This window comes from Blastococcus sp. SYSU D00669 (assembly GCF_054050715.1).
Genome location: NZ_JBJGZV010000037.1, coordinates 1 through 26,335 on the forward strand (window position 1 = coordinate 1; position 26,335 = coordinate 26,335).

The 26,335-nt window shown below is 76.0% G+C and carries 25 protein-coding genes and 1 pseudogene; 12 read left to right on the forward strand and 14 right to left on the reverse strand.

Annotation, left to right across the window (positions count from 1 at the left end):
• Positions 1 to 147 precede the first annotated feature (147 nt).
• Positions 148 to 2,502, reverse strand: a complete 2,355-nt coding sequence (gene lon / locus ACI8AF_RS21400) for an endopeptidase La (protein WP_456541777.1) — start codon at positions 2,500 to 2,502, stop codon at positions 148 to 150.
• Between the two features lie 139 nt (positions 2,503 to 2,641).
• Between lon and ACI8AF_RS21405 the strand changes: the two genes are divergently transcribed.
• Positions 2,642 to 2,944: a LysR family transcriptional regulator gene (locus tag ACI8AF_RS21405; protein ID WP_456541778.1), complete on the forward strand. Its 303-nt coding sequence runs from the start codon at positions 2,642 to 2,644 to the stop codon at positions 2,942 to 2,944.
• A gap of 72 nt (positions 2,945 to 3,016) precedes the next feature.
• Here ACI8AF_RS21405 and ACI8AF_RS21410 read toward each other — a convergent pair.
• The 3 genes and pseudogenes from ACI8AF_RS21410 to ACI8AF_RS21420 all read right to left on the reverse strand — a co-directional run bounded on the left by ACI8AF_RS21410 (position 3,017) and on the right by ACI8AF_RS21420 (position 5,153).
• Positions 3,017 to 3,708 (reverse strand): annotated as a pseudogene (locus ACI8AF_RS21410) (SDR family NAD(P)-dependent oxidoreductase).
• A 314-nt stretch (positions 3,709 to 4,022) separates the two neighbouring features.
• The gene (locus tag ACI8AF_RS21415) at positions 4,023 to 4,652 is read right to left on the reverse strand and encodes a hypothetical protein (protein WP_456541779.1); all 630 of its coding nucleotides are present in this window, start codon (positions 4,650 to 4,652) and stop codon (positions 4,023 to 4,025) included.
• 54 nt (positions 4,653 to 4,706) lie between these two features.
• Entirely contained in the window at positions 4,707 to 5,153 is a 447-nt protein-coding gene (locus ACI8AF_RS21420) for a hypothetical protein (RefSeq protein WP_456541780.1), read from the reverse strand.
• Positions 5,154 to 5,259: 106 nt separating this feature from the next.
• Between ACI8AF_RS21420 and ACI8AF_RS21425 the strand changes: the two genes are divergently transcribed.
• Positions 5,260 to 5,751 carry a hypothetical protein gene (locus tag ACI8AF_RS21425; protein WP_456541781.1) on the forward strand — a complete coding sequence of 164 codons (492 nt, stop codon included), beginning with the start codon at positions 5,260 to 5,262 and terminating at the stop codon, positions 5,749 to 5,751.
• Positions 5,752 to 5,754: 3 nt separating this feature from the next.
• On the opposite strand, the gene ACI8AF_RS21430 is transcribed toward ACI8AF_RS21425, so the two are convergent.
• A complete protein-coding gene (locus tag ACI8AF_RS21430; protein ID WP_456541782.1) occupies positions 5,755 to 5,943 on the reverse strand; it encodes a hypothetical protein in 189 nt (62 codons plus the stop codon).
• Between the two features lie 209 nt (positions 5,944 to 6,152).
• Here ACI8AF_RS21430 and ACI8AF_RS21435 point away from each other — a divergent pair, with 209 nt between their 5' ends.
• The 3 genes from ACI8AF_RS21435 (at position 6,153) to ACI8AF_RS21445 (ending at position 7,171) form a co-directional block, all read left to right on the forward strand.
• Positions 6,153 to 6,569 (forward strand): hypothetical protein, encoded by a 417-nt coding sequence (locus ACI8AF_RS21435; protein ID WP_456541783.1) that lies wholly within the window; start codon positions 6,153 to 6,155, stop codon positions 6,567 to 6,569.
• A 49-nt stretch (positions 6,570 to 6,618) separates the two neighbouring features.
• Positions 6,619 to 6,861, forward strand: a complete 243-nt coding sequence (locus ACI8AF_RS21440) for a hypothetical protein (protein ID WP_456541784.1) — start codon at positions 6,619 to 6,621, stop codon at positions 6,859 to 6,861.
• A 106-nt stretch (positions 6,862 to 6,967) separates the two neighbouring features.
• Positions 6,968 to 7,171 carry a cold-shock protein gene (locus ACI8AF_RS21445; protein WP_263551050.1) on the forward strand — a complete coding sequence of 68 codons (204 nt, stop codon included), beginning with the start codon at positions 6,968 to 6,970 and terminating at the stop codon, positions 7,169 to 7,171.
• A gap of 72 nt (positions 7,172 to 7,243) precedes the next feature.
• On the opposite strand, the gene ACI8AF_RS21450 is transcribed toward ACI8AF_RS21445, so the two are convergent.
• The gene (locus ACI8AF_RS21450) at positions 7,244 to 7,705 is read right to left on the reverse strand and encodes a hypothetical protein (protein ID WP_456541785.1); all 462 of its coding nucleotides are present in this window, start codon (positions 7,703 to 7,705) and stop codon (positions 7,244 to 7,246) included.
• Between the two features lie 168 nt (positions 7,706 to 7,873).
• Here ACI8AF_RS21450 and ACI8AF_RS21455 point away from each other — a divergent pair, with 168 nt between their 5' ends.
• A complete protein-coding gene (locus ACI8AF_RS21455; RefSeq protein ID WP_456541786.1) occupies positions 7,874 to 10,426 on the forward strand; it encodes an ExeM/NucH family extracellular endonuclease in 2,553 nt (850 codons plus the stop codon).
• Positions 10,427 to 10,586: 160 nt separating this feature from the next.
• Positions 10,587 to 11,006, forward strand: a complete 420-nt coding sequence (gene msrB / locus ACI8AF_RS21460) for a peptide-methionine (R)-S-oxide reductase MsrB (RefSeq protein WP_456541787.1) — start codon at positions 10,587 to 10,589, stop codon at positions 11,004 to 11,006.
• A 46-nt stretch (positions 11,007 to 11,052) separates the two neighbouring features.
• On the opposite strand, the gene hemQ is transcribed toward msrB, so the two are convergent.
• From hemQ to ACI8AF_RS21475, 3 genes are all read right to left on the reverse strand, one after another.
• A complete protein-coding gene (gene hemQ, locus ACI8AF_RS21465; protein ID WP_456541788.1) occupies positions 11,053 to 11,781 on the reverse strand; it encodes a hydrogen peroxide-dependent heme synthase in 729 nt (242 codons plus the stop codon).
• A gap of 62 nt (positions 11,782 to 11,843) precedes the next feature.
• Complete coding sequence (locus tag ACI8AF_RS21470; RefSeq protein ID WP_456541789.1) at positions 11,844 to 12,371, reverse strand: YceI family protein; 528 nt, start codon at positions 12,369 to 12,371, stop codon at positions 11,844 to 11,846.
• Entirely contained in the window at positions 12,368 to 12,874 is a 507-nt protein-coding gene (locus tag ACI8AF_RS21475; protein WP_456541790.1) for a hypothetical protein, read from the reverse strand. The genes ACI8AF_RS21470 and ACI8AF_RS21475 overlap by 4 nt, the downstream gene beginning before the upstream one ends.
• A gap of 150 nt (positions 12,875 to 13,024) precedes the next feature.
• Between ACI8AF_RS21475 and ACI8AF_RS21480 the strand changes: the two genes are divergently transcribed.
• Positions 13,025 to 15,823 (forward strand): ATP-binding protein, encoded by a 2,799-nt coding sequence (locus ACI8AF_RS21480; RefSeq protein WP_456541791.1) that lies wholly within the window; start codon positions 13,025 to 13,027, stop codon positions 15,821 to 15,823.
• Here ACI8AF_RS21480 and ACI8AF_RS21485 read toward each other — a convergent pair.
• Genes ACI8AF_RS21485 through hemE form a run of 3 tightly spaced genes read right to left on the reverse strand, consistent with a single transcriptional unit; the run spans position 15,783 to position 18,421 of the window.
• Positions 15,783 to 15,947 carry a hypothetical protein gene (locus ACI8AF_RS21485; RefSeq protein ID WP_456541792.1) on the reverse strand — a complete coding sequence of 55 codons (165 nt, stop codon included), beginning with the start codon at positions 15,945 to 15,947 and terminating at the stop codon, positions 15,783 to 15,785. The two genes, ACI8AF_RS21480 and ACI8AF_RS21485, sit on opposite strands and share 41 nt — an antisense overlap.
• 60 nt (positions 15,948 to 16,007) lie before the next feature.
• A complete protein-coding gene (gene hemG, locus ACI8AF_RS21490; protein WP_456541793.1) occupies positions 16,008 to 17,372 on the reverse strand; it encodes a protoporphyrinogen oxidase in 1,365 nt (454 codons plus the stop codon).
• Positions 17,369 to 18,421: a uroporphyrinogen decarboxylase gene (gene hemE, locus ACI8AF_RS21495; protein WP_456541794.1), complete on the reverse strand. Its 1,053-nt coding sequence runs from the start codon at positions 18,419 to 18,421 to the stop codon at positions 17,369 to 17,371. Before hemE ends, hemG begins: the two co-directional genes overlap by 4 nt.
• A 125-nt stretch (positions 18,422 to 18,546) precedes the next feature.
• On the opposite strand from hemE, the gene ACI8AF_RS21500 reads away from it, so the two are divergent.
• The 4 genes from ACI8AF_RS21500 (at position 18,547) to ACI8AF_RS21515 (ending at position 23,913) form a co-directional block, all read left to right on the forward strand.
• On the forward strand, positions 18,547 to 19,170 hold the full coding sequence (locus ACI8AF_RS21500; RefSeq protein ID WP_456541795.1) for a DUF3000 domain-containing protein: 624 nt from the start codon (positions 18,547 to 18,549) through the stop codon (positions 19,168 to 19,170).
• Between the two features lie 68 nt (positions 19,171 to 19,238).
• The gene (locus ACI8AF_RS21505; RefSeq protein ID WP_456541796.1) at positions 19,239 to 20,480 is read left to right on the forward strand and encodes an HRDC domain-containing protein; all 1,242 of its coding nucleotides are present in this window, start codon (positions 19,239 to 19,241) and stop codon (positions 20,478 to 20,480) included.
• A 113-nt stretch (positions 20,481 to 20,593) separates the two neighbouring features.
• Positions 20,594 to 21,802, forward strand: coding sequence for a thiolase family protein (locus ACI8AF_RS21510; RefSeq protein WP_456541797.1), 1,209 nt, complete (start codon positions 20,594 to 20,596; stop codon positions 21,800 to 21,802).
• Positions 21,799 to 23,913, forward strand: coding sequence for a 3-hydroxyacyl-CoA dehydrogenase NAD-binding domain-containing protein (locus ACI8AF_RS21515; protein WP_456541798.1), 2,115 nt, complete (start codon positions 21,799 to 21,801; stop codon positions 23,911 to 23,913). Before ACI8AF_RS21510 ends, ACI8AF_RS21515 begins: the two co-directional genes overlap by 4 nt.
• 103 nt (positions 23,914 to 24,016) lie before the next feature.
• Here the strand turns inward: ACI8AF_RS21515 and ACI8AF_RS21520 are convergent, their stop codons facing one another.
• Together ACI8AF_RS21520 and dxs are read right to left on the reverse strand one after the other, a co-directional pair.
• A complete protein-coding gene (locus tag ACI8AF_RS21520; protein ID WP_456541799.1) occupies positions 24,017 to 24,319 on the reverse strand; it encodes a thiamine-binding protein in 303 nt (100 codons plus the stop codon).
• Positions 24,316 to 26,247, reverse strand: a complete 1,932-nt coding sequence (dxs, locus tag ACI8AF_RS21525; RefSeq protein ID WP_456541800.1) for a 1-deoxy-D-xylulose-5-phosphate synthase — start codon at positions 26,245 to 26,247, stop codon at positions 24,316 to 24,318. Before dxs ends, ACI8AF_RS21520 begins: the two co-directional genes overlap by 4 nt.
• Positions 26,248 to 26,335: the final 88 nt, after the last annotated feature.

Below are 26,335 nucleotides of genomic sequence, written 5' to 3' on the forward strand. Positions count from 1 at the left end.
CCCCCCCCCCCCCCCCCCCCCCCCCCCCCCCCCCCCCCCCCCCCCCCCCCCCCCCCCCCCCCCCCCCCCCCCCCCCCCCCCCCCCCCCCCCCCCCCCGGCGGGGAGGAGCCGGGCGACATCCCGGTCCGCAGCGGGCGCGCCTGGGCTCATGCCGCGAGCGAGGGCGCCGTGGTGGTGGCGGCCGGCTCCAGGGCGAGGGCGACGACGTCACGGACGTCACCGACCAGGTGGACGGTGAGCGCCGCCCGCACGGCCTCCGGGACGTCGTCGAGGTCGGGCTCGTTGCGGGCCGGGAGCAGCACCGTGCTGATCCCGGCGCGGTGCGCGGCGAGCAGCTTCTGCTTGACCCCGCCGATGGGCAGCACCCGGCCGGTGAGGGACACCTCGCCGGTCATGGCGACATCGCTGCGCACCGGCCGCCCGGACAGCGCGGAGGCCAGCGCGGTCACCATGGTGATACCGGCACTGGGCCCGTCCTTCGGTACCGCCCCGGCGGGCACGTGCACGTGCACCTCGCGTTCCCGCAGGTCGGAGACCGGCAGCTCCAGCTCCGCCCCGTGCGACCGCAGGAACGACAGCGCGATCTGCGCCGACTCCTTCATCACGTCGCCGAGCTGCCCGGTCATCCGCAGCCCGGTGCCGCCGGTCTCCGGATCCGCCAGCGACGCCTCCACGAACAGCACGTCACCGCCGGTGCCGGTCACCGCCAGCCCGGTGGCCACGCCGGGGACCGCGGTCCGCTCGGCCGGCTCCGGGGTGAACCGCGGCCGGCCCAGCAGCTCCCGCAGGAGGGGCCGGTCGACGACCACCGGACCGGAACCGGTGGCCAGCCGCGTGGTCACCTTGCGCAGGAGCCGCGCGAGCTGGCGCTCCAGGTCGCGGACGCCGGCCTCGCGGGTGTGCTCGGCGGCCAGCGCCCGCAGCACCTCGTCGGTGACCGTGGCTTCCTCGGCGGTCAGCCCGGCGCGCTCGAGCTGGCGCGGCAGGAGGTGGTCCCGGGCGATGACCAGCTTCTCGTCCTCGGTGTAGCCGTCCAGCCGCACGACCTCCATCCGGTCCAGCAGCGGGGCGGGGATGCCCTCGAGCACGTTGGCCGTGGCGAGGAAGACCACGTCGGAGAGGTCCAGCTCCACCTCGAGGTAGTGGTCGCGGAACGTGTGGTTCTGGGCGGGGTCGAGGACCTCCAGCAGGGCGGCCGCGGGGTCGCCGCGGTAGTCGCTGCCGAGCTTGTCGACCTCGTCCAGGAGCACGACGGGGTTCATCGACCCGGCCTCCCGGACGGCCCGGACGATGCGGCCGGGCAGCGCGCCGACGTAGGTGCGGCGGTGGCCCCGGATCTCGGCCTCGTCACGCACGCCCCCGAGGGCCACGCGCACGAACGAGCGGCCCATCGCGCGGGCCACCGACTCCCCCAGCGAGGTCTTGCCGACCCCCGGCGGACCGACCAGGGCCAGCACGGCGCCGCTGCGCCGGCCGCCCACCACGCCCAGCCCGCGCTCCTCGCGACGCTTGCGCACCGCCAGGTGCTCGGTGATCCGGTCCTTGACCTCCTCGAGGCCGGCGTGGTCGGCATCGAGCACCGCCCGGGCGCCGACCACGTCGTACGCGTCGTCGGTCCGCTCGTTCCACGGCAGTTCCAGGACGGTGTCCAGCCACGTGCGCGCCCAGCCGGCCTCCGGGGACTGCTCGGAGGTCCGCTCGAGCTTGTCGACCTCGCGCACGGCGGCCTGCCGGACGTGCTCGGGCAGGTCGGCGGCTTCCACGCGGGAGCGCAGGTCGGCCGGCTCGTCGCCGTCGCCGCCCTCCAGCTCGCGCAGCTCCTTGCGGATCGCGTCCAGCTGCCGCCGCAGCAGGAACTCCCGCTGCTGGCGGTCCATGCCCTCCTGGACGTCCTTGCGGATCGTCTCGGCGACGTCGAGCTCGCCCAGGTGCTCCCGCGCCCAGCCGATGGCCAGCTCCAGGCGCCGGGCGACGTCCGCCGTCTCCAGCAGGGTGAGCTTCTGCTCGGCCGTCAGGTAGGAGGCGTAGCCAGCGGTGTCGGCGACCTCGGCCGGGTCGCCGAGCCGCTGCACGCCGTCGATGAACTGCCAGGCGCCGCGCGCCTGCAGCACGGACACGACCAGGCCCTTGTACTCGCGGGCGAGCTCCTTGGTCCGCTCGCCGTCGACCTCCTCGGCCATCGGGGTGACGTCGACCCACAGGGCACCGCCGGGGCCGCTCGCTCCGGCGCCGATCCGGGCGCGGGCCAGGCCGCGCACCAGCGCACCCGGCTGCCCGCTCGGCAGCCGGCCGATCTGCTCCACGGCGGCGATCGCGCCGACCGCGGCGTGCCGGCCGTGCAGCCGCGGCGCCAGCAGGACGCGCGCCGAGCCGTCGGCGGAGCGCGCGGCCTCGACCGCGACCCGCACCTCGGCCTCGCTCAGGTCCAGGGGGACCGCCATGCCGGGCAGGACGACCACGTCGTCCAGCGGCACCAGCGGCAGGTTCTCGGTACTGCTCATCACGTCCTCCACGAGCCGGTGTCCTCTCACCGGTCGCGCGGACAACGCGGGCCCGGCGCGCCGCATGCCGGCGTTCGCCCACAGCGGAGCCGGGCGGCCGGGACGCGGCCCTGTTCCCCTCCGCTCCGCGGTGGTGGCCATGCCCCGTGGACGTGCACGTGCGCGATCTCCGGTACTTCCTCGCGGTCGCCGACGAGCTGCCGCGCAGCGGTCGTTCGTGTCGCAGCCGGCGCTCAGCCGGCAGATCCGCGCCCTGGAGCAGCACCTGCGCACCCCGCTGTTCGGACGGCGGCCCGCGGGGGTGGTGCTGACCCCGGCCGGTCGAGCCCTCGTGCCGCACGCCCGCAGCGTGGTCGCGGCCTGGGACAGCCAGTTGTGCGGGGGTGATGCCCTTCTCCTCCGCGAGGTCACCGAGGGGCCCATGAGGACCATCACGCCGTAGCCCGCGGCCGACCGCGCTGTCCGATGCGCGACCCGAGGGCGAGGCGGAATGGCGGCCGGCGGCGCCGAGCGGTCACCAGGGGACGGGGCGCCCGTCGCGGAAGAAGCCACCGGTCGGACCGTCATCGGGGAGGTCGACCGCGAACAGGACGCCGGCGGCACCCTCGGCGACCGGGCGACCACCCCGCCCGCCCATGTCGGTGGCCACCCAGCCCGGGCAGACGGCGTTGACCAGCACACCACGCGGCCGCAGGTCGGCGGCGAGCTTCACCGTCAGCATGTTCAGCGCCGCCTTCGACACCGAGTACGCCGGCACGCCGCCGGCACCGTCGGTCTCCCCGGAGGAGCCGGCGCCGCTGGACACGTTCACCACCCGCCCGCCGCGACGCAGCAGCGGTCCGAGCGCGACGGCGGTGCGCCAGGCCCCCACGAGGTTGACCGCGAGCGCGTCGGCGACCACCGTCAGATCGGCTTCCACGGCGCTCTGCCAGGTGTCGTAGTCGACCCCTGCGTTGTTGACCAGCACTCCAGCCCCCCGTGCTCGGCGCGCACCCACTCGGCCAGCGCCTCGACGCTGTCCGGGTCCGTCACCTCGAGCGGGCGGACCACGACCGGACCGGTCATACCCCGGGCGGCCTCCTCCCCCCGGCCCGGGTCGCGCGCACCCAGCACCGTGGTGACCCCTCGAGCGGCCAGGCGGCGCACGACCTCCCGGCCGATCCCGCGGTTGGCACCGGTCACCACGGCCACACCGGCGTCCCTCACCGTCGACCCGCCGTCACGTCCGGCTCCAGCCTGGGGCGATGGCGACGGGCGCGGCCGCCGACCGGACAGGCGTCATGACGCTCCTCCTGCGATGGCCGGTCGGTCGATGGCCGGTCGGTCACCTGGCAGCCACAACGAACCGGCACTCCGGCGCGGAGTCCAATGGCAACTCCCATGACGCGACCCCATGACCGACCGGGGCACGACCACTGCCTCGGGCGCGGCGGGGACCGGCAGCGCCCCCGGCCTGCGCGGACAGGGACGGGGGTGCGCCCCGCAGGTGAACCCAGGGTGGCGGTCGGACGACCGGTAGGTCAGCCGGGCGTGGTCCCGGTCACACCGATCGGTGCACGCGGCGCCGGGACGACGGCGTCGGGCTGCCGCAGGCCCAGCTCGACGAGCGCCTCCTCGAAGCTCTCGTGCAGCAGGACGAGCCGGTCGACCAACCGGCCCACGTAGTCGGCGGACGAGCGCACCGCCACCGGCCGCTGCATGAGGAACCAGAAGAAGCGGTCGAGGTCGCGGCCGTCGTCGTACTCGCGGTGCTCCTCGGCGGACGGGACGTACCCGATGGCGGCGAGGAACCGGGAGGCCACGCGGCGGTGCAGCGCCGCCGTCGTCCGGGCGTGGGCGCCGACCGCGTCGTCGATCTGGTCGGCGGTCATGCCGGCGGGCGGGTGCCAGCCGTCCGTCGCGGTCGGCGGGGGGACGACGAGCCCGACCGCCCGGCCCAGGAGCGGGACGAGCCGCGGGCGGTCGGCATCGGTGAGCAGGTCGTTGGCGTGCCGCAGGACGGCGGCCAGCTCGCGGTCGACGCAGGCGGGTGCGTCGCTGAAGCGCTCACCGGCGATGAGCGACGTGTACTCCAGGAAGCAGGCGCCGCGCGACGGGTGCTTGTGCTTCCCCCGGCTCAGCACCGGCATGGAGTCCGGGATGGCGGCCATGAGGCAGGCTAGCCGTGACCCCGGTCACAGCGGGGGTCTGCGCGCGCGGGTCCCTCAGGCGGCCGAGCGGTGGCGACCCGTGGTGCGCTCCACCGCCGACGACCAGCTGCTGGCCAGCGCGGCGATGGCCGCCATGGCCTCCTCGTAGATGCGCTCGTGCGACTCGACGGGCCCCGGGGCGATCATCTCGACGGCCGCCTCGGCCACCTCCTCGGCAGGAGCGTCCTCGGCGGCAGCCTCCTCGGCCGGGGCCTGCTCCACGGGCGCCTCTTCCGCGGCGGCCTCGGCCACGGCAGCGACCGCCACGGGGACCGAGACCATCGCCGCGGGGGTCACCGCGGCGATGGTCTCGGTCGCCGGGGCCGCGGCCTGCTGCGGGACCGGGACCGGGACCGGGACCGGCGTCGGCTCGGCGATGGTCAGCGCCACCGTGGGCGCCGGCCCGGCCGCGCCGGGAACCGGGATGCGGGGCAGCACCTGCGTGTCACCGGAGTTCGTCACGCCTCTCCGTATCGGCGGCTGCCGGAGGCTGCGTGACCGATCCTGTGAAAAGACTTGAGGCCCTCAACCGTCCCGAGGACGGGCCCCCGCGGGCCAGGATGCGGAGGTGGAGCCGTACCGCCCCGAGGCCTGGTCGGACCTCGCCGTCGCCGCGGTCGGCGCGTGCGCCGCGCTGACCGGGCTGCTCTTCGTGGCGGTCTCGATCAACCTCGCCCGCGTGCTGGAGTTCCCCGACCTGCCCGGGCGCGCGGCGCGGACCCTCGGTCTGCTCGTCGGCCTGCTCGGGGCCGGCGTGTGCGTCCTGGTGCCGGGCCAGCCGGTCGGCGCGCTGGCCGCGGAGCTGGGGGCCGTCGGGCTGCTGCTGGTGGTCGCCGCGCTGGTTCCGCTGCTCCGCGGCGGGACGTCGTCCGGGACGTCGCTGCGGCGGCTGGTCGCCCCGGTGCTCCTGCTCGTGCCGTCGGCGGCGCTCGTGGTAGGCGCGGTCAGCCTGCTCGCCGGCGCCGGCGGGGGGCTCTACTGGCTGGCGGTCGCCCTGGTGACCGGCATGGCGGGAGCCAGCGCCAACGCCTGGGTGCTCCTGGTGGAGATCAACCGCTGAGGGTCACCGGGCCAGCAGCATCGCCGTGACGTCGAGGTCGTGGGCCCCCTGAGCGTCGGCGTCGGTCCGGATCGCGAAGGCCACCGAGACGGCGCGGGCGAGCACCGCGCGGCCGCGCTCGTCGGCGGGCAGGAAGTGCGTGGCGGCCAGCCGCGGGCGGGCGACGGGGGCGAAGGCGGTGGCGGGGGGCACGGGGGACTCCTGTCGTCGGTGCGGGCCGGGCTGTCCCGGTCACCGACGAGCCTGCGGGCCGCACCGCACGCCTGCCGCGCGGGAACCGCACGATCAGCGCAAGACGGCGGTGCTCACCCGGACGGGTGACGCCGTCGCGGTTCCGCCCCTCTCCGGCTCTCGCCGGGGCACCGACCTGTCGTTGCTCCACCGTCGAGCGAGGAGAGGAGGTGGACGTGCGGATCCCGTTCCTGGTCTACGGACTGCTCTACGTGCTCGTGGAGCTGGTCGGGGCGCGCCTGGAGGAGATCGGCTGGCCCCAGCTGACCGCCCTGGACGTCGCCACGGCCGTCGTCCACTCGGTGTTCACCGTCTGCGTCGGGGTCGCCGTCCTCCTCGGGGTCGACGTCGTGATCCGCCACTGGCGCCGCTCGCGGGCGGCCTGGCACGCCGGGCAGGCGCACCTCGCGGCGGAGGCCGAGCCGGAGACGATCACCGTCCAGGCCTGGCGCGCCGAGCCCCTGGCGCTGCCCGCCGGCAGCGCCGGCGGCCCGTTCACCGGCCCGGACTACTCGACCCGGGACGACGGGGCGCTGCCGCTCTACGTCCCCTCGGAGATCCTCGACCGCGACGGCCGCCGCCTGTAGTGAGCCGGGGGTAACGCCGCCGACACATCGACGGCGCATGCTCCCGGGCATGACGTGGAGCCGGTACGCCGCGGGTGCGGCGGAGGTCGGGACGGCCGAGACGCTCTGCTGCGGCGAGTCCCGCACGCTGCACCGCCCGGTGGGCGTGGCGCACGCGGTGCCCGCCCCGGCCGTGGGCGGTGCCGGCCACGCGGTGTGCGGGGAACCGGTCACCGTGGTCGGCGGGCTGGACTGGCAGATGGTCTGGGGCGTCCCCCGCTGCCCCGCCTGCCGGCAGCTGGTCGGCTGCTGACGCGGGTCCTGCCCCATCTCGCCCCGGGTACGGCTAGTGTGCTGCGCGTCGGGAACACACTGCGCAATGGCAGGACCCCGATGCACCACTCAGCTAGGAGCAGGGAATGCCCGAAGGAACTGTCAAGTGGTTCAACGCGGAGAAGGGGTTCGGCTTCGCCACCCCTGACGGTGGTGGACCGGACGTCTTCGTCCACTATTCGTCCATCCAGACCAGCGGATACCGCTCGCTCGACGAAGGGCAGCGCATCTCGTTCGACATCGAGCAGGGCCAGAAGGGCCCGCAGGCGGCGAACGTCCACCCGCTCTGATCTGAGACACCGTCTCTCGACAGCGCCCCCGTCCGGTCCGCCGGGCGGGGGCGCTGCCGCGTCCGGCGCGGGTCAGCGGCGGCGCGGGACGTAGCCCCCGACGAGCGCGGCCATCAGCAGCGCGCCGTCGTCGTGGCCGAGGGCGTCGGCGGCCTGCGCCATCGCCCGCCAGCGCTCCCGCTCGACCTCGGTGGGTGCGTTCTCCACCCGAGCGGCCAGCTGCTCGAGCAGCCGCTCCCACTCCCCCTGCGGCGTCGGCCAGAGCCCGGCCAGCCGCCGGGCCTCCGCCGAGATGCCGGTGAACCGGACGATCTCGCCGGCGTAGTTGGTCAGCGCCTCGACGTACCCGGCCGACACCAGCGCCCGCGCCGCGGCCGCCACCTCCGGCTTCGCCAGACCGCTGGCCGGCACCACCTGCCCGAGGTAGGGCGCACCCCCGTGCGTGGGCGCGTCCACCAGCCGCGCGATCGCCCGCAGCACCGGCAGGTCGCGGGTGAACCAGACGTCGTCCAGCGGTCGGTCCAGCGGCTCCACGGGGACACACGGTACGGGCACCCCGCAGCTGCTGAGCAGTGGCAACCTTGTCACCGACGGTCAACTTGACGTCACTGTGGGATAAGCGAGGATGGCCAGGTTCGTAACTCCGGTCGTCCGAGGAGCCCCGTGTCCCCACGCCCGTCCCTCCGTCCCGCAGTCCTGGGGGTGACCGTCGGCGCGCTCGCCGCCGGGAGCCTGGTGCTCGCACCCGCCGCCTCCGCGGCCCCGACCGACGCCCGCGTCACCGAGATCCACTACGACGACGCCGGCGGCGACGAAGGCGAGTCGATCGAGGTCACCGCGCCGACGAACGCCGACCTGACGGGCCTGCGGATCCACCTCTACAACAGCAACGGCGGCACGGTGTACAGCGCGACCGCCGGCATCCCCGTGCCGGCCGGCACCGACGGCGTCGCCGTCCTGACCTTCCCGACCGACGGCGTGCAGAACGGCTCTCCCGACGGCATCGCGCTCGTCGACGCTACGGGCACGGTCCTCGAGTTCCTCAGCTACGAGGGCACGTTCACCGCCGTCGGCGGCCCGGCGAACGGCCTGACCAGCACCGACATCGGCGTCAGCGAGAACGGCGCACCGGAGGGGCAGTCGCTCCAGCGGCTCCCCCTCGGCACCGGCTGGGGCGACTGGACCGGCCCGGCGAGCAACACCTTCGGCACGCGCAACGGCGGCTCCACCCCGGACCCCGACCCGGAGCCGGCGGAGCTGACCTGCGACGCCGGGACCGTGACCATCGGCTCGGTGCAGGGCCCGGCCGACGCCAGCCTGCGCGACGGGCAGACGGTCACCGTGGCCGGCACCGTCGTCGGCGACCTGCAGGAGGGCGGGTTCGCGGGGGTCCACGTGCAGGACGGCGGGGACGGCGACGACGCGACGTCCGACGGCATCTTCGTGTACGGCTCCTCGCTGCCGCCGCTCGAGCTCGGCGACTCGGTCGTCGTCCGCGGCACCGTGGACGAGTACAACGGCCTCACCGAGCTGACCGCGCCGACCGCCGTCGCGTGCGGCACCGCCGCGCTCCCCGAGGCGGCCGTGCTGCCGCTGCCGTCGACCGACGCCGAGCGCGAGGCGTTCGAGGGCATGCTCGTCGCGCCGTCGGAGACGCTGACGGTCACCGAGGTGTTCGACCTGACCAGCTACGGCGAGCTGCTGCTGGCCTCGGGCGGGCGGCTGCTGGCCCCCACCGAGGCCGCCGAGCCGGGCGATCCCGCGCGGCGGGTCGCCGAGGAGAACGCGCGCCGCTCCATCGTCCTGGACGACGGCCGCACGACGGACCTCTCCCCCGACGACGCGCCGCTGCTCGAGCCGCCGTACCTGGAGCCCGGAGGCCCCGTCCGCGTCGGGGACACCGCCGTCCTGGAGCCCGTGGTGCTCAGCTACGGCTTCGGCAACTGGCGCCTCCAGCCGGCCGACGGGACGGCGGAGGGCGCGACCTTCGAGGCGACCAACCCCCGGCCGGCCGCTCCGGCCGAGATCGAGGGCGCGCTGCGGATCGCCGACTTCAACGTCCTGAACTACTTCGTCGACTTCCCGTCCGAGCACGGCGACGACGCCCGGGGCGCGCCGGACGCCGAGGAGCTCGCCGAGCAGCAGGCGAAGATCGTCGCGGCGATCACCGCCCTGGACGCCGACGTCATCACGCTGCACGAGATCGAGAACTCCGCCGTCCTGACGCCGGACACCCCCTACCGGGCGGTGGAGACGCTGCTCGCCGCGGTCGAGGCCGCCGACGGCCACGACTGGGACTTCGTGCGCGCCCACGAGGACACCGACGTCATCACCAACGCGATCGTCTACCGCACCGACCGGGTGACCGCCGTCGGCGAGCCGGTGGTCCCGGCCGACCTGACCGCGTTCGCCAACGCCCGGACGCCGATCGCGCAGACGTTCTCCTACGACGACGAGGTCTTCTCGGTCATCGCCAACCACCTCAAGTCCAAGGGCAGCGCCTGCACGGCCGGCAACGACACCAGCGTCGGCGGCCCGGGCAACTGCAACGCCGACCGGGTGCGGCAGGCGGAGGTGCTCGTGGACCTCGCGGCCACCGTGGCGGGGACCGCGGGGGACGACGACGTCCTGCTGACCGGCGACTTCAACTCCTACCGGTTCGAGGACCCGCTCGACGTGCTCCGCGAGGCCGGCTTCCAGGAGGTCGACACCCCGGGTCGGCACACCTACGTGTTCGACGGCGGCTCCGGCTCGCTCGACCACGTGTTCGCCAGCCCGTCGATGTTCCCGAAGGTCACCGGGCACACGATCTGGGACACCAACGCGGTCGAGTCCTACGCCTACCAGTACGACGGCTACGAGCCGCTGTTCGCCCCGGACCCGTACCGGGCGAGCGACCACAACCCCTCGGTCGTCGGCATCACGCCGGAGACCGTCGAGGTGCCGGCGTCGGCCTCCCTGTCGGACGCCGCGCCCTTCCGCGGCGACCGGGTCACCGTGAGCGGGACCGGCTTCACCGCCGGGACGACGGTCCGGGCGACGCTGCCGGCGCGCGGCGGCGAGGTGCTCGGCACCGCGACCGCCGCGGAGGACGGCACGGTGACCCTGTCCTTCCGCGTGCCGGTGCTGCTGCCGCAGGGCAGCTACCAGGTGGTCCTCTCGGCGGCCGACGGCGAGACGGCGGCGACGTCCTTCACGCTGCGCCCGGTGCTGCAGGAGGCCTGGCTGCGGCTGCTCGGCTGGCTGGGGGGCTGACCCCGGCGGCCCGAGGACGACGGCCGCGCCGCCCCGACCGGATCCGGGCGGCGCGGCCGTCGCGCGTCTCAGCCGCGCGGGTCGGTGAGGCGCGGGCGCAGCGCGGGAGGCCGGGTTCGGACGCTGACCACGGGTGGCGCGGCCGCCGTACCGTGAGGTCATGACCGCATCCGCTGAGCAGCAGCCGAAGGTCGTCAAGAGCGACGAGGAGTGGCGGGCGCAGCTCTCGCCGGAGGAGTTCGCCGTCCTGCGGCAGGCCGGCACCGAGCGGCCGTGGACCGGCGAGTACGTCGACACCAAGACCGTCGGCGTCTACTCGTGCCGGGCGTGCGGGGCCGAGCTGTTCCGGTCGGAGACGAAGTTCGACTCGCACTGCGGCTGGCCGTCGTTCTGGGAGCCGTCGGCGTCGGACGACGTCGTCCTGCGCGAGGACCGCAGCTACGGGATGGTGCGCACCGAGGTGCTGTGCGGCACCTGCCACAGCCACCTGGGCCACGTCTTCGACGACGCCCCGCAGACGCCGACCGGCGACCGCTACTGCATCAACTCGCTGTCGATCCGCCTCGAGCCCGCGTCGTGAGCGGAGGCCGGGAGCGCAGGATTCCTGCGCTCCCGGCCTCCGGAACTCACGGCAGGTCGGTGACGAGCTCGGCGACGGGCTTGCGGACGCCCGTGTAGAACGGCACCTCCTCGCGGACGTGCCGGCGGGCCCGGGAGGCGCGCAGGTCGCGCATCAGGTCGACGATGCGGTGCAGCTCGTCGGCCTCGAAGGCGAGCATCCACTCGTAGTCGCCCAGGGCGAACGAGGCGACGGTGTTGGCGCGCACGTCGGGGTAGCCCCGGGCCATCCGGCCGTGCTCGGCCAGCAGCTCGCGGCGCTCCTCGTCGGGCAGCAGGTACCACTCGTAGGACCGCACGAACGGGTAGACGCAGACGAAGCGCCGCGGCTCCTCCTCGGCGAGGAACGCCGGGATGTGGCTGCGGTTGAACTCGGCCGGCCGGTGCAGCGCCATCTGCGACCAGACCGGGTCGAGGTGCCGGCCGAGGGCGGTGCGGCGCAGCCGGCCGTAGGCCTCCTGCAGCGCCTCCGCCGACGGCGCGTGCCACCAGACCATGAGGTCTGCGTCGGCCCGCAGCCCGGAGACGTCGTAGGTGCCGCGGACGACGACGTCCTTGCCGGCGAGCTCCTCGAACAGGGCGGCGACCTCGTCGGCGGCGGCGCCGCGCTGCTCGTCGCCGAGCGGACGGGCGAGCCGGAACACCGACCACATCGTGTAGCGGATCGTGGCGTTGAGCTCGTTCGCCCGCTTGCCGGTGCTGCGCCCCTCGGGCTGTCCCTGGGTCTGCTCGCTCATGCCCCCATCATCCCCCGCACCCGGCACCCGCCCGACGGCGGCGGGCGCCGGTGCGAGGAGGCTCACGGCAGGGCGGGGGTGAGCCAGGCGTCGATCGCGATGCGCACCGTGCGGCCGACGACGACCGACGGCACCCGGATGCCCACCGCGGTCCGGTCGAGGACGCCGGCGGCGCGGACCCGCAGCCACGCGCCGTCCGGGGCCGCCGCCTCCGGCCCGCCCACCAGGGTGAGCGGCGCCGAGGTCCCGCGGAGCGCGAGCAGGCCCTCGGCGGTCCACGCGCCGTCGCCGTCCCGGGAGAACCGGTCGGCCGACCAGGTCATCACCGGGTGCCGGTCGATGTCGAGGAACCGCGGCTTGCGCAGGTCCGAGTCCCGCTTCGCGATGCCGGTGTCCAGGCTCTCCAGGTCGATCTCGGCCTCGACCCGCAGCGGGGCGGAGTCCGGGCCGAGCTCCACCCGGCCCCAGCGGCAGGCGACCGAGCCGTGCACGGCACGGCCGAAGTTGCCGACGCCGAAGGTGACGCGGGTGCGGCTGTCGGAGACCGACCAGGTCCCGGCGGCCAGCCGGGCCTGGAGCTGCGCCGTCACGACCGCACCGCCTGCGGGACGTCGGCGCGCACGACGCGGCCGAGCTCGAGGCGGTCGGCGCCCGGCAGCAGCGCCGGGTCCTCGCCGGGCAGCAGCGGGGTGCGCGCGATCCGGTCCTGCACCTCGGTGTGCGCCTCCAGCGAGGTGGCGGTGCCGAGGACGACGATGCGGTGGTCGGCCGACTCGAGCACGAGGCCGCCGACGAGGCCCTCGACGTCGCGGATCGCGGGGTTGATCCGCTCCCGGCCGCCGAACTCGGCGGCCCGGGCGACGGCGGGGTCGCCGGTGCCGTTGACCCAGGTCAGCTGGGCGAACAGCGGCGCCCGGCCGGCGGCTGCGCCGTCGAAGGCGTCGACGACCCGGTAGACCCGCTCGCCGGCCGGCGCCGAGCCCTCGTCGGGCCAGAAGGCGATCGTGGTGCTCTCGGCGCCGTCGAGGTGGGCGACCTCGACCGAGCCGACGGGCTCGCCGCTGGGCGGGGTGGCGGTGACGGTGGCGAACACGGGTGCTCCCTCCGGTTCAGGGGCCGGCGGTTCCGGACCCGGCGCGGAGAACGATCCGGCGCCGGGAGACCGGGGACATCCGTGGAACCACGGGACCCGGGCACTGAAACGCGGTACTCAGGGCACCGCGGGCCCGGGATACTGCGCGCCGTGTTCGTCGGACGCACCGCCGAGCTGGACGAGCTCACGGAGCGCATCGCCGCGGCCGCCGGGGGCCGGGGCGGCCTGCTGCTGCTCTCGGGGCCCGCGGGCATCGGCAAGACCCGGACCGTGGAGGAGGCGACCGCCACCGCGCCGGCCGTCGCCTGGGGCCGGTGCGTCGACGACCCCGGCGCACCTCCGCTGTGGCCGTGGCGGCGGGTGATGCGCACCCTGCCCGCCGTCCGGGCGGCGGTCGCCGAGGCGCTCGCGGGGGTGGACGGCGCTGCCGACCTGGAGGCCGCCCGCTTCGCGCTGGTCGCCACCACCACGGAAGCGCTGCTCGACGCGGCCGAGCCGGACGGGCTGGTCGTCGTGCTGGAGGACCTGCACTGGGCCGACGAGACGTCGCTGCGGCTGCTGCGCCACCTCGCCGGCGAGCTGCACGGCTCGCGGCTGCTCGTCGTCGGCACCTACCGCGACCCGGCCGGCCCGGTCGCCGAGCGGCTGGACGCTGCGCTGCCGGACCTGCTGCGCTGGCCGTCCACCGGCTCGCTGCCCCTGGCCCCGCTGACCGAGGACGACGTCCGGGCCTTCCTGCCCGGGGCGACGGCCGACGCGGTCGCCGCCGCGCACCGGCGCAGCGGCGGCAACCCGCTGTACCTGCGCGCGGTCGCCCGCGCACCCGCCACGGGGGACGGCGACGGCGGCACCGAGCTGCGGCACCTGGTGCGGACGACGCTGACCGCCCTGCCGCCGGCCGCGCTGGACCTGCTCGACACCGCGGCCGTCCTGGGCGAGGAGGTGGACGCCGACCGGCTGGCCGCGGTGACCGGGCGCCCGCCCGGCGAGGTGCGCGCCGGGCTGGACGCCGCCGTGCGGGCGGGCGTGCTGACCGCCGTGCCGGACGCGCCGGGCCGGCGGCGCTTCGCCCACGCCGTCGTCCGCGACGCCATCCACGCCGACCTCTCCCCCAGCACGCGCGAGGAGCTGCACCGCCGGGCCGCCGAGGCGCTGGAGCGGTTCGCCGGGGACGACGACACCGGTGCCGGCGTCGTCGCCGGGCACTGGCTGCGCGCGGCCGCGGAGCCCGCCACCCTGCGCCGGGCGGCGGCGTGGGCGCGCCGCGCGGCGGTCGCCGCGACCCGCTCGCTGGCGTTCGAGGAGTCGGCGCGGTTCCTCGAGACGGCGCTGGACGCCGCCGACCGGGCCGGCGTCGAGCCCGGCGAGCGGGCCGAGCTGCTGCTGGAGCTGGCGACGGCGGAGTTCCGGGCCGGCCGGTCCGGCGAGGCGCTGGAGCACGCCACCGCCGCCTCCGACCTGGCGGCCGCCTGCGGGCGGACCGACCTGCACGCGCCGGCCGCGCTGACCGTGCACGACATCGCCGCGCCCGGCTTCCCACCCGCCGTCCTGCGGATGTGCGAGCGGGCGCTGGCCGACCCGGCGCTGCCCGCCGCGCTGCGGACCCGGCTGCTCGCCCAGTCGGCGTCGGTGCTGGCCGACGCGGGGCGGCTGGCCGCCGCCGCGGCGCGGTCGGCCGAGGCGCTGGCCCTCGCCGAGGGGACCGGGGACCCGGAGGCGGTGCTCGACGCCGTGCGGGCGCGGATGAAGGCCAGCCCGGCCGCGCTGCCCCGCGAGGAGCGGATGCGGCTCGGGCTGCTGGCGATCGAGCACGCCGGGACGGCGGGCCAGCCGCTGGTCGAGCTGTGGGGCGCGAAGTGGCGGATCGACGCGGCGCTCGAGGCCGGCGACACCGCCACCGCGGAGGACGAGCTGGCCCGCGTCAGCGCGCTGGCGCGGCGCACCCGGCTGCCTCTGGTCCGGTGGCACGACCTGCGGCTGCGGGCGTCGGTGGCCGCGCTGTACGGCCGGTTCGACGAGGCGCTCGCCCTCAACGAGGAGGCCCGGGTCGTCGGCGAGGAGGAGCTGGCGCAGGACATCTCGGCGGCCGGCATGTCGGGGGCGTTCCTGTACCAGCACTCCCTGGTCACCGGTGTGCAGATGGACCTCGACGCCAACCCGGTGCGGCTGCTGCAGCTGGCCGACGACGTGCCGATCGTGCAGGCGAGCAGGGCGGTGACCGCGCTGGTCGGCGGGCTGCGCGACGAGGCCGCGGCGCGGTACGCCCAGCTGCGCCCGCGGATGGTCGAACCCGACTTCGTGGAGTCCGCAGGGGTCGCGGAGACGCTGGTGCCGCTGGTGGAGGCGTTCGGCGACGCGGCCGCGGCGGGCGACCTGACCCCGATCGTCGCCGGGCTGCAGCGGGTCGCCGCGAGCGGTGCCGGCGTCTACTGCTGCGGGTCGGTGGCGGTGCTGCTGGGCCGGCTGGCCGTCGTCCGGGGCGAGTGGGACGCGGCGGTGGCGCACTTCGAGGAGGCGCTGGCGGTGGACACCCGCACGGGTGCCCGCCCGGCCGCGGTGAACGACCGGGTCGGGCTCGCGGGTGCGCTGCTGGCGCGGGGCCGGGCCGCCGACCTGGCGCCGGCCGGGGAGCTGGCCCGGTCGGCGCTGGCGGAGGCGCGGCGGCTCGGCATGCCGGGGCCCGAGCGGCAGGCTGCGGCGCTGGTGGAACGGGCGGGCCGGGCCGCGCGCGCGGCGGACCCGCTCACCGAGCGGGAGCGGGAGATCGCCGCGCTCGTCGCCGAGGCCCTGACCAACCGGCAGATCGCCGATCGGCTGGTGCTCTCCGAGCGGACGGTGGAGAGCCACGTGCGGAACATCCTGGCCAAGCTCGGGCTGGCCAACCGCACGGAGATCGCGACGGCGGTCGTCAGCGGGCCGTCGCGGTCCGCTCCTCGGTCCGGCCGCTGACCTGGGCGGAGTGCGCGGCGCGGCAGTCGTCGCAGACGGCCATCCAGACGCTGTGCCGGAGGCAGCGGACGGGGCGGTCGGGGATCAGGTTCTTCTTGTCGTGGAGGTGGTGCTGGTGGTTCACCCCGAGCGCAACGCCGGCACCCGTCCCGGCATGCCCGCGCCCTCCCGTGGCGTCGGCCACCTACCCGAGCGCGTCCAGCGCGTGGTGGGCGTCGCGGATGCAGGCGGGGACGCCGACACCGCGGAAGGCCGCGCCCGCGATCGCCAGCCGCGGGACCTCGCTGACCGCGGCCCGGACCGCGTCCACCCGGTCCTGGTGGCCGACCAGGTACTGCGGCAGCCCGCCGCCCCACCGCGTCAGGTGCGTGGCCACCGGCTCGGGGCGCTCCAGGTCCAGCAGGTCGGCCACGTCGGCGACGACGGCGGCGGTCAGCTCGTCGTCCCCCCGCTGCAGCTCCGACTCGTCGCGGAACCGGCCGACCGAGGCGCGGACCAGCAGGTGCTCCCCCGCGAGGTGCGGCCACTTGGCCGAGGAGACGGTGACGCCCTTGACCAGCCGGCCGGCCACCGGCGGCACGAGCAGCCCGGAGCCGGCGGCGACCGGCTGCACCGGGAACGCCATCGCGACCACGGCCATCGAGGCGTACGGGATGCCGGTCAGCGGCTCGACCGCGGCCGGGACGACGTCGGCGAGCAGGCGGGCCGCCTTGGGCGCGGGCGCCGTCACGAGGACGGCGTCGGCGGTCAGCGTCTCCGGCCGGGCGGCCGGCCCGACCGAGAGCTCGAAGCCGCCGGCCGTGCGGCGCAGGCGGTGCGCGGGCGTGCCCAGCCGCACCTCGGCGCGGGCGGCGGCGACCAGCGCGGCCGGCAGCGCGCCGAGGCCCTCGCGCACGGTGGTGAACACCGGTCCGTCGTCGTCCCCCCGGCTGCGGGTGCCGGCGTCCCGCGCGGCCGCCGCGGCGGCCAGCACCGACCTCGCCCCCGGCAGCTGCGCGGCGAGCGCCGGCATGGTCGCGGCGAGCGAGAGCTCGTCGGCCCGGCCGGCGTAGACCCCGCCGAGCAGCGGCTCGACCAGGCGGTCGACCACCTCGTCGCCGAGCCGCTCCCGCAGCAGCACGCCCACGCCCACGTCGCCGTCGAACGCCGGCGGCGGCAGCTCGGCCTCGGCGCGCACCCGCGCGACGCCGTCCGGGGAGAGCAGCCCGTCGAGACCGTCGGCCGACGCCGGCACGCCCAGCACCGTGCCGGCCGGCAGCGGGTGCCGCCCGTCGGGCAGGACGACGGCGGCCTGCGTGGTCGCCGGCGCCACCAGCTGGTCGCCCAGGCCGAGCGCCTCGACCAGCGCGACCGCCTCGGGCACCCGCGCCAGCAGGGCCTCGGGCCCGGTGTCGTACCAGTGCCCGGCCAGCTCGACGCGGTGCAGCTTGCCGCCGATCCGGTGGCCGGCCTCGAGGACGACGATCCCGTCGTCCGGGTGCCGGCGGCGCCACTCGAACGCGGCGGCCAGGCCGGTGATGCCGGCCCCGACGACGACCAGCCGGCTCATCGGGCCGAGAGCTCGTGGACCAGCTCGACGACGTGGGTGAGCACGTCGGGGTCGGTCTCCGGCAGCACCCCGTGGCCGAGGTTGAAGACGTGCCCCCGGGCGGCGCGGCCCTGCTCGACCACCCGGCGCACCTCGCGGTCGACGGTCGCGCGGTCGGCGAGCAGCACCGCGGGATCGAGGTTGCCCTGCAGCGAGTAGGCGGGGCCGACACGGCGGGCGGCCTCGTCGAGCGGCACCCGCCAGTCGACGCCGACGACGTCGGCCCCCGCGTCGCCGATCAGCGGGAGCAGCTCGCCGGTGCCGACGCCGAAGTGGATCCGCGGCACGTCCCGCTCCCCCAGCCCGTCGAACACCGCGCGGGAGTGCGGCAGCACCCGCTCGGCGTAGTCGGCGGCCGACAGCACGCCGGCCCAGCTGTCGAAGAGCTGGACGGCGCTCGCGCCGGCGTCGACCTGGGCGCGCAGGAAGGTGGCCGCGGAGATCGCCAACCGGTCGAGCAGCCGGCCCCAGGCCTCCGGCTCGGCGTACATGAAGGCCTTGGTCCGGGCGTGCTCCTTGGACGGGCCGCCCTCGATCAGGTAGGTGGCCAGGGTGAACGGCGCCCCGGCGAAGCCGATCAGCGGCGTCGCGCCCAGCTCGGCGACCAGCCGGCGGACGGCGGTCTGCAGGAAGCCCAGCCGCTCGGGCTCGAGGGGCGGCAGGGCGTCGACGTCGGCGACCGTGCGGACCGGCGCGGCCACCACGGGGCCGACGCCGGGTTCGATCTCGATGTCGACGCCGGCGACGACCAGCGGCAGCACGATGTCGGAGAAGAGGATGGCCGCGTCCACGCCGTGCCGCCGCACCGGCTGCAGGGTGATCTCGGTGACCAGGTCGGGGTCCTGGCAGGCCTCGAGCATCGCCGTCCCGGCGCGCAGCGCCCGGTACTCGGGCAGCGACCGGCCGGCCTGGCGCATGAACCAGACCGGCGTGCGGTCCACCGGCAGCCCCCGGGCGGCGCGGACGAGGGCGGAGTCGGCAGCGGCGGCGCTGTCGGGTGCGGCGTTCACGACCGCCGAGTCTCCCAGACGGAGAACGGCACACCCTCTGCGACCAGGGAATCACGCACGGAAGCGGGCTGGCCGGATGCGGCGTGGCGGGCGCGCGACGGCCGATCTCGCCCTACCCTGCGTGCGTGGAGCCGCACAGCCTGGCGGGCGGCGGGGACGCGGCCGACGGCGCGCCCCCCGCGGCGTTCCGGGCTGCGCTCGAGGCCATGGCCAGGGTCGCCCCCCGCGAGGAGATCGTCCTCGAGACGATCCCGGCGCCGCAGCGCCTGGCCCCCTTCGCCCACGCCCTCGGCGCGCAGGTCTTCGAGCCCGACGGCGACGAGGAGGTCGAGGTCGCCAGCGGCCGGTTCATCCTGCTGTTCGACCCGAACGGCCACCAGGCCTGGGACGGCACCACGCGCTGCGTCGGCTACGTCTCCGCGGTGACCGACGAGACGCTCGTCGACGACACGATGTTCTCCGAGGTCGCGTGGAGCTGGCTCACCGACGCCCTGGCCGACGCCGGCGCCGGGCACCACGCCGTGGGCGGCACGGTCACCCGCACCGCCTCGACCCGCTTCGGCGACCTGGCCGGCCCCGAGCACTCCGTCGAGGTGGAGATCCGCGCCTCGTGGACGGCGGAGGACAACAGCCAGCTCGACCGGCACCTGTCGGCCTTCCTCGAGGTGCTGGGCACCGCGGCCGGGCTGCCCCCGCCCGGAGTGCACCTGCTGGGTCCCTCCGGCCGCCCGGGCGGCGAGACCACCTAACATCGCAGGGCGGCCGTGCCTGCTGCACGGCATCGAGACTGCGAGAAGGTGGACGAGCGCTGAGCACCGTGCCGCTGAGAGACGAGGCCACTCCGGCGCCCGAGGAGGACGCGCCGTCCGCCGTTCCGCTGCTCGCCCCGCGGGACGGCCTGCCGCCGGTCATCGAGACGTCGACCCAGCTGGTGGACTACGCCGCGGCGCTGCGCGCCGGCAGCGGCCCGGTCGCCGTGGACGCCGAGCGGGCGTCGGGCTACCGCTACGGCCAGCGCGCCTACCTCGTGCAGCTCCGCCGCGCCGGCTCGGGCACCGGGCTCGTCGACCCCGTCCCCCTGCCGGACCTGTCGGTGGTCCAGGAGGCGATCGCCGGCGAGGAGTGGGTGCTGCACGCGGCCAACCAGGACCTGCCGTGCCTGGCCGAGATCGGGCTGGTGCCCGGGCGCATCTTCGACACCGAGCTGGCGGCCCGGCTGGCCGGCCTGCCCCGCGTCGGGCTCGGCGCGGTCGTGGAGTCGCTGCTCGGGTACTCGCTGCAGAAGGGCCACTCCGCCGCCGACTGGAGCACCCGGCCGCTGCCCGAGGAGTGGCTGGTCTACGCCGCGCTCGACGTCGAGGTGCTGATCGAGCTGCGCGACGCGCTGGCCTCGCTGCTGGAGGAGCAGGGCAAGACCGAGTGGGCGCGGCAGGAGTTCGACGCGATCCTCGCGTCCGGGCCGCCCGCGCCGAAGCCCGACCCGTGGCGGCGCACCTCGGGCGTGCACGGGCTCCGCAACCGCCGGCAGCTGGGCATGCTGCGCTCGCTGTGGCAGGCCCGCGACGACCTGGCCCGCCGGCGCGACCTCGCCCCCGGCCGGGTGCTGCCCGACGCCGCGATGGTGTCCGCCGTCCAGGCCGACCCGAAGACCGAGGCGGCCCTGCTGGAGCTGCCGGTGTTCCGCGGCCGCGCCAACCGCAAGCTGGTGAGCACCTGGTTCGGCGCGCTCGCCCGCGGCCGCGCGCTGCCCGATGCGGAGCTGCCGCTGCAGAGCCGGCCGGGCGACGGCCCGCCGCCGGTGAACCGCTGGGCCGACCGCGACGCCGCCGCCGCGGCGCGGCTGCAGCACGCCCGCGCCGGGCTGGCGGAGCTGTCGCAGGAGCACTCCGTGCCGGTGGAGAACCTGCTCTCCCCCGACCTGGTGCGGCGGCTGATGTGGACCCCGCCCGAGCCGCGCACCGCCGAGGTGGTCGCCGAGGCGCTGCGGGCCGGCGGCGCCCGCGAGTGGCAGGTCGAGCTGACCCGCGACCTGCTGACCGAGGCCGTCACCGCCGCCTGAGCGCGGGCCGCCCCGCCCTCCGGGGTGCCGTGCCGGGCCCCGGCGGTTACCAGCGGGTAACTTGAGCCGCGCCGGTCGCTACCGGCCGGTAATCACCCCGCTGCGGAGGTCCCATGTCCCGCTCCCTGCGCGAGGTCGTCTTCGTCGACGGCGTCCGCACCCCGTTCGGCAAGGCCGGCCCCAAGGGCCTGTACGCCGAGACGCGCGCCGACGACCTGGTCGTCCGCTGCATCCGCGAGCTGCTGCGCCGCAACCCGGCGCTGCCGGCCGACCGGATCGACGAGGTCGCCATCGCCGCGACCACGCAGATCGGCGACCAGGGCCTGACCATCGGGCGGACGGCGGCGCTGCTCGCCGGGCTGCCGAGGTCGGTGCCCGGCTACGCGATCGACCGGATGTGCGCCGGCGCGATGACCGCCGTGACGACGACCGCCGGCGGCATCGCCTTCGGCGCCTACGACGTCGCCATCGCCGGCGGCGTCGAGCACATGGGCCGGCACCCGATGGGCGAGGGCGTCGACCCCAACCCGCGGATCGTCAGCGAGAAGCTGGTCGACCCCTCGGCGCTGGTCATGGGCTCCACCGCGGAGAACCTGCACGACCGCTTCCCGCACCTGACCAAGGAGCGCGCCGACGCGTTCGCCCTGGCCAGCCAGCAGAAGTACGCCAAGGCCGTCGCCAACGGGCAGATCGGGCCCGAGCTGGTGACCGTCGCGACCCGCTCCGCCGAGAACGGCTGGGGCCTCGCCACCGTCGACGAGCCCCCGCGACCGGGCACCACCCTCGAGGGCCTGTCGACCCTCACGACGCCGTTCCGCCCGCACGGGCACGTCACCGCCGGCAACGCGGCGGGCCTCAACGACGGCGCCACCGCCTGCGTGCTCGCCGACGAGGAGACCGCGCGCGAGCTGGGGCTGCCGATCGGCATGCGGCTGGTCGGCTACGGCTTCGCCGGCGTCGAGCCCGAGGTCATGGGCGTGGGCCCGGTGCCCTCCACCGAGAAGGCGCTGGCCCGCACCGGCCTGTCCATCGAGGACATCGGTCTGTTCGAGCTCAACGAGGCCTTCGCCGTCCAGGTGCTCGCCTTCCTCGACCACTTCGGCATCGCCGACGACGACGAGCGGGTGAACCCGTGGGGCGGGGCGATCGCCGTCGGCCACCCGCTGGCCTCCTCGGGCGTGCGGCTGATGACCCAGCTGTCCCGCCAGTTCGCCGAGCGGCCCGGCGTCCGCTACGGCCTGACCGCCATGTGCATCGGGCTCGGCATGGGCGGCACCGTGATCTGGGAGAACCCGAACTGGGAAGGGGCTGCTGCCGCGTGACCGCCGTCTTCGAGAACGAGGTCGTGACGGCCGCGCACGTCCGGTACCTGCGGGTGCCCGGGCTGGCCGGCGAGCTCGCGCTGATCACCCTGGACAACGGGCACGACCACACCCGGCCGTCCACCTTCGGCCCGGGCGGGCTCGCCGCGCTCGACGCCGCGCTGGACGAGGTCGCGGCGCACTCCCCGACGCCGGTGGCCGTCGGCGTCACCGGCAAGCCGTTCGTCTTCGCCGTGGGCGCCGACCTCTCCGGCGTCCCGGCGATCACCTCGGCGGCCGACGCGCGGGAGATCGCCTCGACCGGGCACCGGGTGTTCCGCCGGCTCAAGGACTCGGCCGTCCCGACGTTCGCCTTCGTCAACGGCGCCGCCATGGGCGGCGGCCTGGAGCTGGCGCTGCACTGCCACTACCGCACCATCGCCTCGACCGCCGTCGTCGCCTTCCCCGAGGTCTTCCTCGGCCTGGTGCCCGGCTGGGGCGGCACGCAGCTGCTGCCGAACCTCATCGGCATCGACCCGGCGGTCACCGTGGTCGTCGAGAACGCGCTGGCGCAGAACAGGATGACGCCCGGCCCGAGGGCGGCGAAGCTGGGCATCGCCGACGTCGTCCTCGAGCCGGCCGACTTCCTCGAGCGATCCCTGGAGTGGGCGGCCGGTGTGCTGTCCGGCGACGTCGCCGTGGCGCGTCCCGACGTCGACCGCTCGGCCTGGGACGACGCGATCGGCCGCGCGCGGGAGATCGTGCGGGCCCGCACCCGCGACGCCTCCCCGGGCGCGCGGCGCGCCGTGGAGCTGCTCGACCTGGCCCGGTCCGGGGTGGACGGGGAGGCGTTCACCGCCGGCACCTCCGCCGAGGAGGACGCCCTGACCGACCTGCTCATGAGCGACGAGCTGCGGGCCGGGCTGTACTCGTTCGAGCTGGTCGACAAGCGGGCGAAGCGGCCGGCCGGCGCGCCGGACGAGGGCCTGGCCCGCAAGGTCACGAAGGTGGGCGTGGTCGGCGCCGGGCTGATGGCCTCGCAGCTGGGGCTGCTGTTCGTGCAGCGGCTCGAGGTGCCCGTCGTCCTCACCGACATCGACCAGGCCCGCGTCGACAAGGGCGTGGCCTACGTGCACGGCGAGCTGGACGAGCTGGCCGCCCGCGGCCGGCTGTCGAGCGACCGGCTCAACCGGCTCAAGGGCCTGGTGTCGGGCGCGCTGGACAAGGCCGCCTTCGCCGACGCCGACCTCGTCATCGAGGCCGTGTTCGAGGAGATGTCGGTCAAGCAGCAGGTGTTCGCCGAGGTGGAGGCCGTCGTCTCCGCCGAGTGCGTGCTGGCCACCAACACCTCGGCGCTGTCGGTGACCGAGATGGCCTCGAAGCTGGAGCACCCCGAGCGCGTGGTCGGGCTGCACTTCTTCAACCCGGTCGCCGTCCTGCCGCTGCTGGAGGTCGTGCGCGCCGAGCGGACCGACGACGCCGCGCTGGCCACGGCCTTCGCCGTGGGCAGGCAGCTGAAGAAGTCCTGCGTGCTGGTCGCCGACGCCCCGGCGTTCGTGGTCAACCGGCTGCTCACCCGGTTCCTCGGCGAGATCACAGCGGCCGTGGAGCAGGGGACGCCGGTGGCCGTGGCCGACCGGGCGCTGGACCCGCTGGGCCTGCCCATGACGCCGTTCGAGCTGCTCACGCTGGTCGGCCCGCCGGTGGCGCTGCACGTGGCCGAGCGGATGCACCAGGTCTTCCCCGACCGGTTCGCGGTCGGCGAGGGGCTGCGCCGCATGGTCGAGCTGGGCAAGACGAGCGTCCACTCCGAGCCCGGCGTGGTCGACCCGGACCTGGCCGGCACCGGCCATGGCTCGCCCGCCCACCCGGACCCGCTGACCGAGGACGAGGTGCGGGTGCGGGCCGAGCGGGCGCTGGCCCAGGAGATCCGGCTGATGCTCGACGAGGGCGTCGTGCAGGCGGTGCAGGACATCGACCTGTGCATGCTGCTCGGCGCCGGCTGGCCGTTCTGGCTGGGCGGGATCTCCGCCTACCTGGACCGGACCGGGGTCAGCCAGGCCGTCACCGGCTCGCGCTTCCTCCCCCGCGGGGTCGCCTCGCTGCCGGCTCGAGCGGCCACGACCAGCTGACCTGATCCCGGAGGGTCCTCCCCCACGGTGCGCCGTGGGGGAGGACCCTCCGCCGTGCGGGAGGACGGCGCCCGGCGCTACCCGCGCCGTGTCGCCGGGTGCGTCAGCGGAACTTGGCGGTGAGGCTGTCCATGCTGCGCTGGACGGACGCGATCTTGACGTGCGAGAGGCCGCCGTTGGCGCCGGCCAGCAGCATCGCCTCGTGGGCGGCGCGCAGGGTGTCCCACACCCGGTCGGCCTCGCCCTCGAGCGTCGTGCCGAGCGCGCCGACCTCGTACCGCAGCCCCGAGCCGGCGATCACCTCGATCGCCGCCTCCACGTGGGCGTGCGGGTCGTCCGGGGTGCCGGGCGGGGAGGGGGCGACCTGGATCTCCGCGATCACCCACTCCCCCGTCGGCTCGGTCACTGCTGGCCCTCGACCGACGGCTCGCTCTGGACGGCGCCGGGCGCGCGCTCGGCCCGCTCGGCGAGCACCGCCGTCCACTCGGCGATGCGGCGGGCGACGTCCTGCTCGGTGAGCCCGGCGTCGGCGAGCACCTGGCCGCGGCTGCCGTGCTCGAAGAACTGCTGCGGCAGCCCGAGCGACCGCACCGGGACGTCGATCTGCCGGTCCTGCAGCGCCTGGGTGAGCGTGGTGCCGATGCCGCCGGCCCGGCCGCAGTCCTCGACTGTGACCACCAGGCGGTGGCCGACGGCAAGGTCGACCAGCTTCGACGGCACCGGGATGACCCAGCGCGGGTCGACGATGGTCACCTCGATGCCGTGGTCGGCGGCCCGCTCGGCGGCGGCCAGGCAGGTCGGCGCCATCGAGCCGACGGCCACCAGCAGCACGTCGGGCCGCGCGCCGCGGCGCAGCACGTCGACCGGCCCGCGGCGGTCCAGCGCGGGGATGTCCGGCGGCAGCGACCCCTTGGGGAAGCGCAGCACGGTCGGCCCGTCGGTCACCTCGACGGCCTCGCGCAGCGCCTCGCGCAGGGTGGCCTCGTCGCGCGGGGCGGCCAGCTGCAGCCCCGGGACGACGGACAGGACCGACATGTCCCACATGCCGTTGTGCGAGGCGCCGTCGTCCCCGGTGACCCCGGCGCGGTCCAGGACGACGGTCACCGGCTGCCGGTGCAGCGCGACGTCCATCAGCAGCTGGTCGAACGCCCGGTTGAGGAAGGTCGAGTAGACGGCGACGACGGGGTGCAGCCCGCCCATCGCCAGCCCGGCCGCCGAGGTGAGCGCGTGCTGCTCGGCGATGCCGACGTCGAAGGTCCGCTCGGGGAACCGCTCGGCGAACGGCGCCAGGCCGGTCGGGTGCAGCATCGCCGCGGTGATCGCGACGACGTCGGGCCGCTCGGCGCCGATGCGCACCAGCTCGTCGGCGAAGGCGTCGGTCCACGCCTGGCCGGTCTTGCGGACGCTGGCGCCGCTGTCGGGGTCGAACACGCCGGTGGCGTGCCAGGCGTCGATCTGGTCGGTCTCGGCCGGCGGGTAGCCGAAGCCCTTGGTGGTGACGGCGTGCACGATCACCGGGCGGCCGAACGAGCGGGCGCGGCGCAGCGCCGACTCCATCGTCTCGAGGTCGTGGCCGTCGACCGGTCCGAGGTACTTCAGCCCGAGGTCCTCGAACATGCCCTGCGGCGAGAGGACGTCCTTGAGGCCCTTCTTGATCGCGTGCAGCGCGTCGTAGAGGGCCGAGCCGACCACCGGCGCCTTGTGCAGCGCCTGGCGGACCTGCAGCAGGGCCTGCTCGTAGCCCGGCCGCAGCCGCAGGGTGGCCAGCGCGTCGGCGACGCCGCCGATCGTCGGCGAGTAGGAGCGGCCGTTGTCGTTGACGACGATGATCACCGGCCGGTCCTGCGCGGCGGCGATGTTGTTCAGCGCCTCCCAGGCCATGCCGCCGGTGAGGGCGCCGTCGCCGACGACGGCGACCACGGGCCGCCGGTCGCCGCGGATGGAGAAGGCCTTGGCCAGGCCGTCGGCGTAGGACAGCGCGGTGGAGGCGTGGCTGTTCTCGACCCAGTCGTGCTCGCTCTCGGCACGGGAGGGGTAGCCGGAGAGGCCGCCGCGCTGGCGCAGCCGCTCGAAGCCCTCGACCCGGCCGGTGAGCATCTTGTGCACGTAGGCCTGGTGGCCGGTGTCGAAGACGATCGGCTCGCGCGGGGAGTCGAAGACCCGGTGCAGCGCGATGGTCAGCTCGACCGCGCCGAGGTTGGGGCCGAGGTGCCCCCCCGTCTTCGCGACGCTGGTGACCAGCGCGTCGCGGATCTCCGCCGCCAGCACCGGTAGCTGGTCGGCGGGCAGCGCCCGGAGGTCCTCGGGGCCCCGGAGCGTCGGCAGGAGCGGCACGGCGCGGCTGGTGTCCTCTCTGGTGGCGGCGCGGCCGGGGAGCGGGCCGCCGATCCACTGTAGCCGCGGGCGGGCGACCGCTCAGACC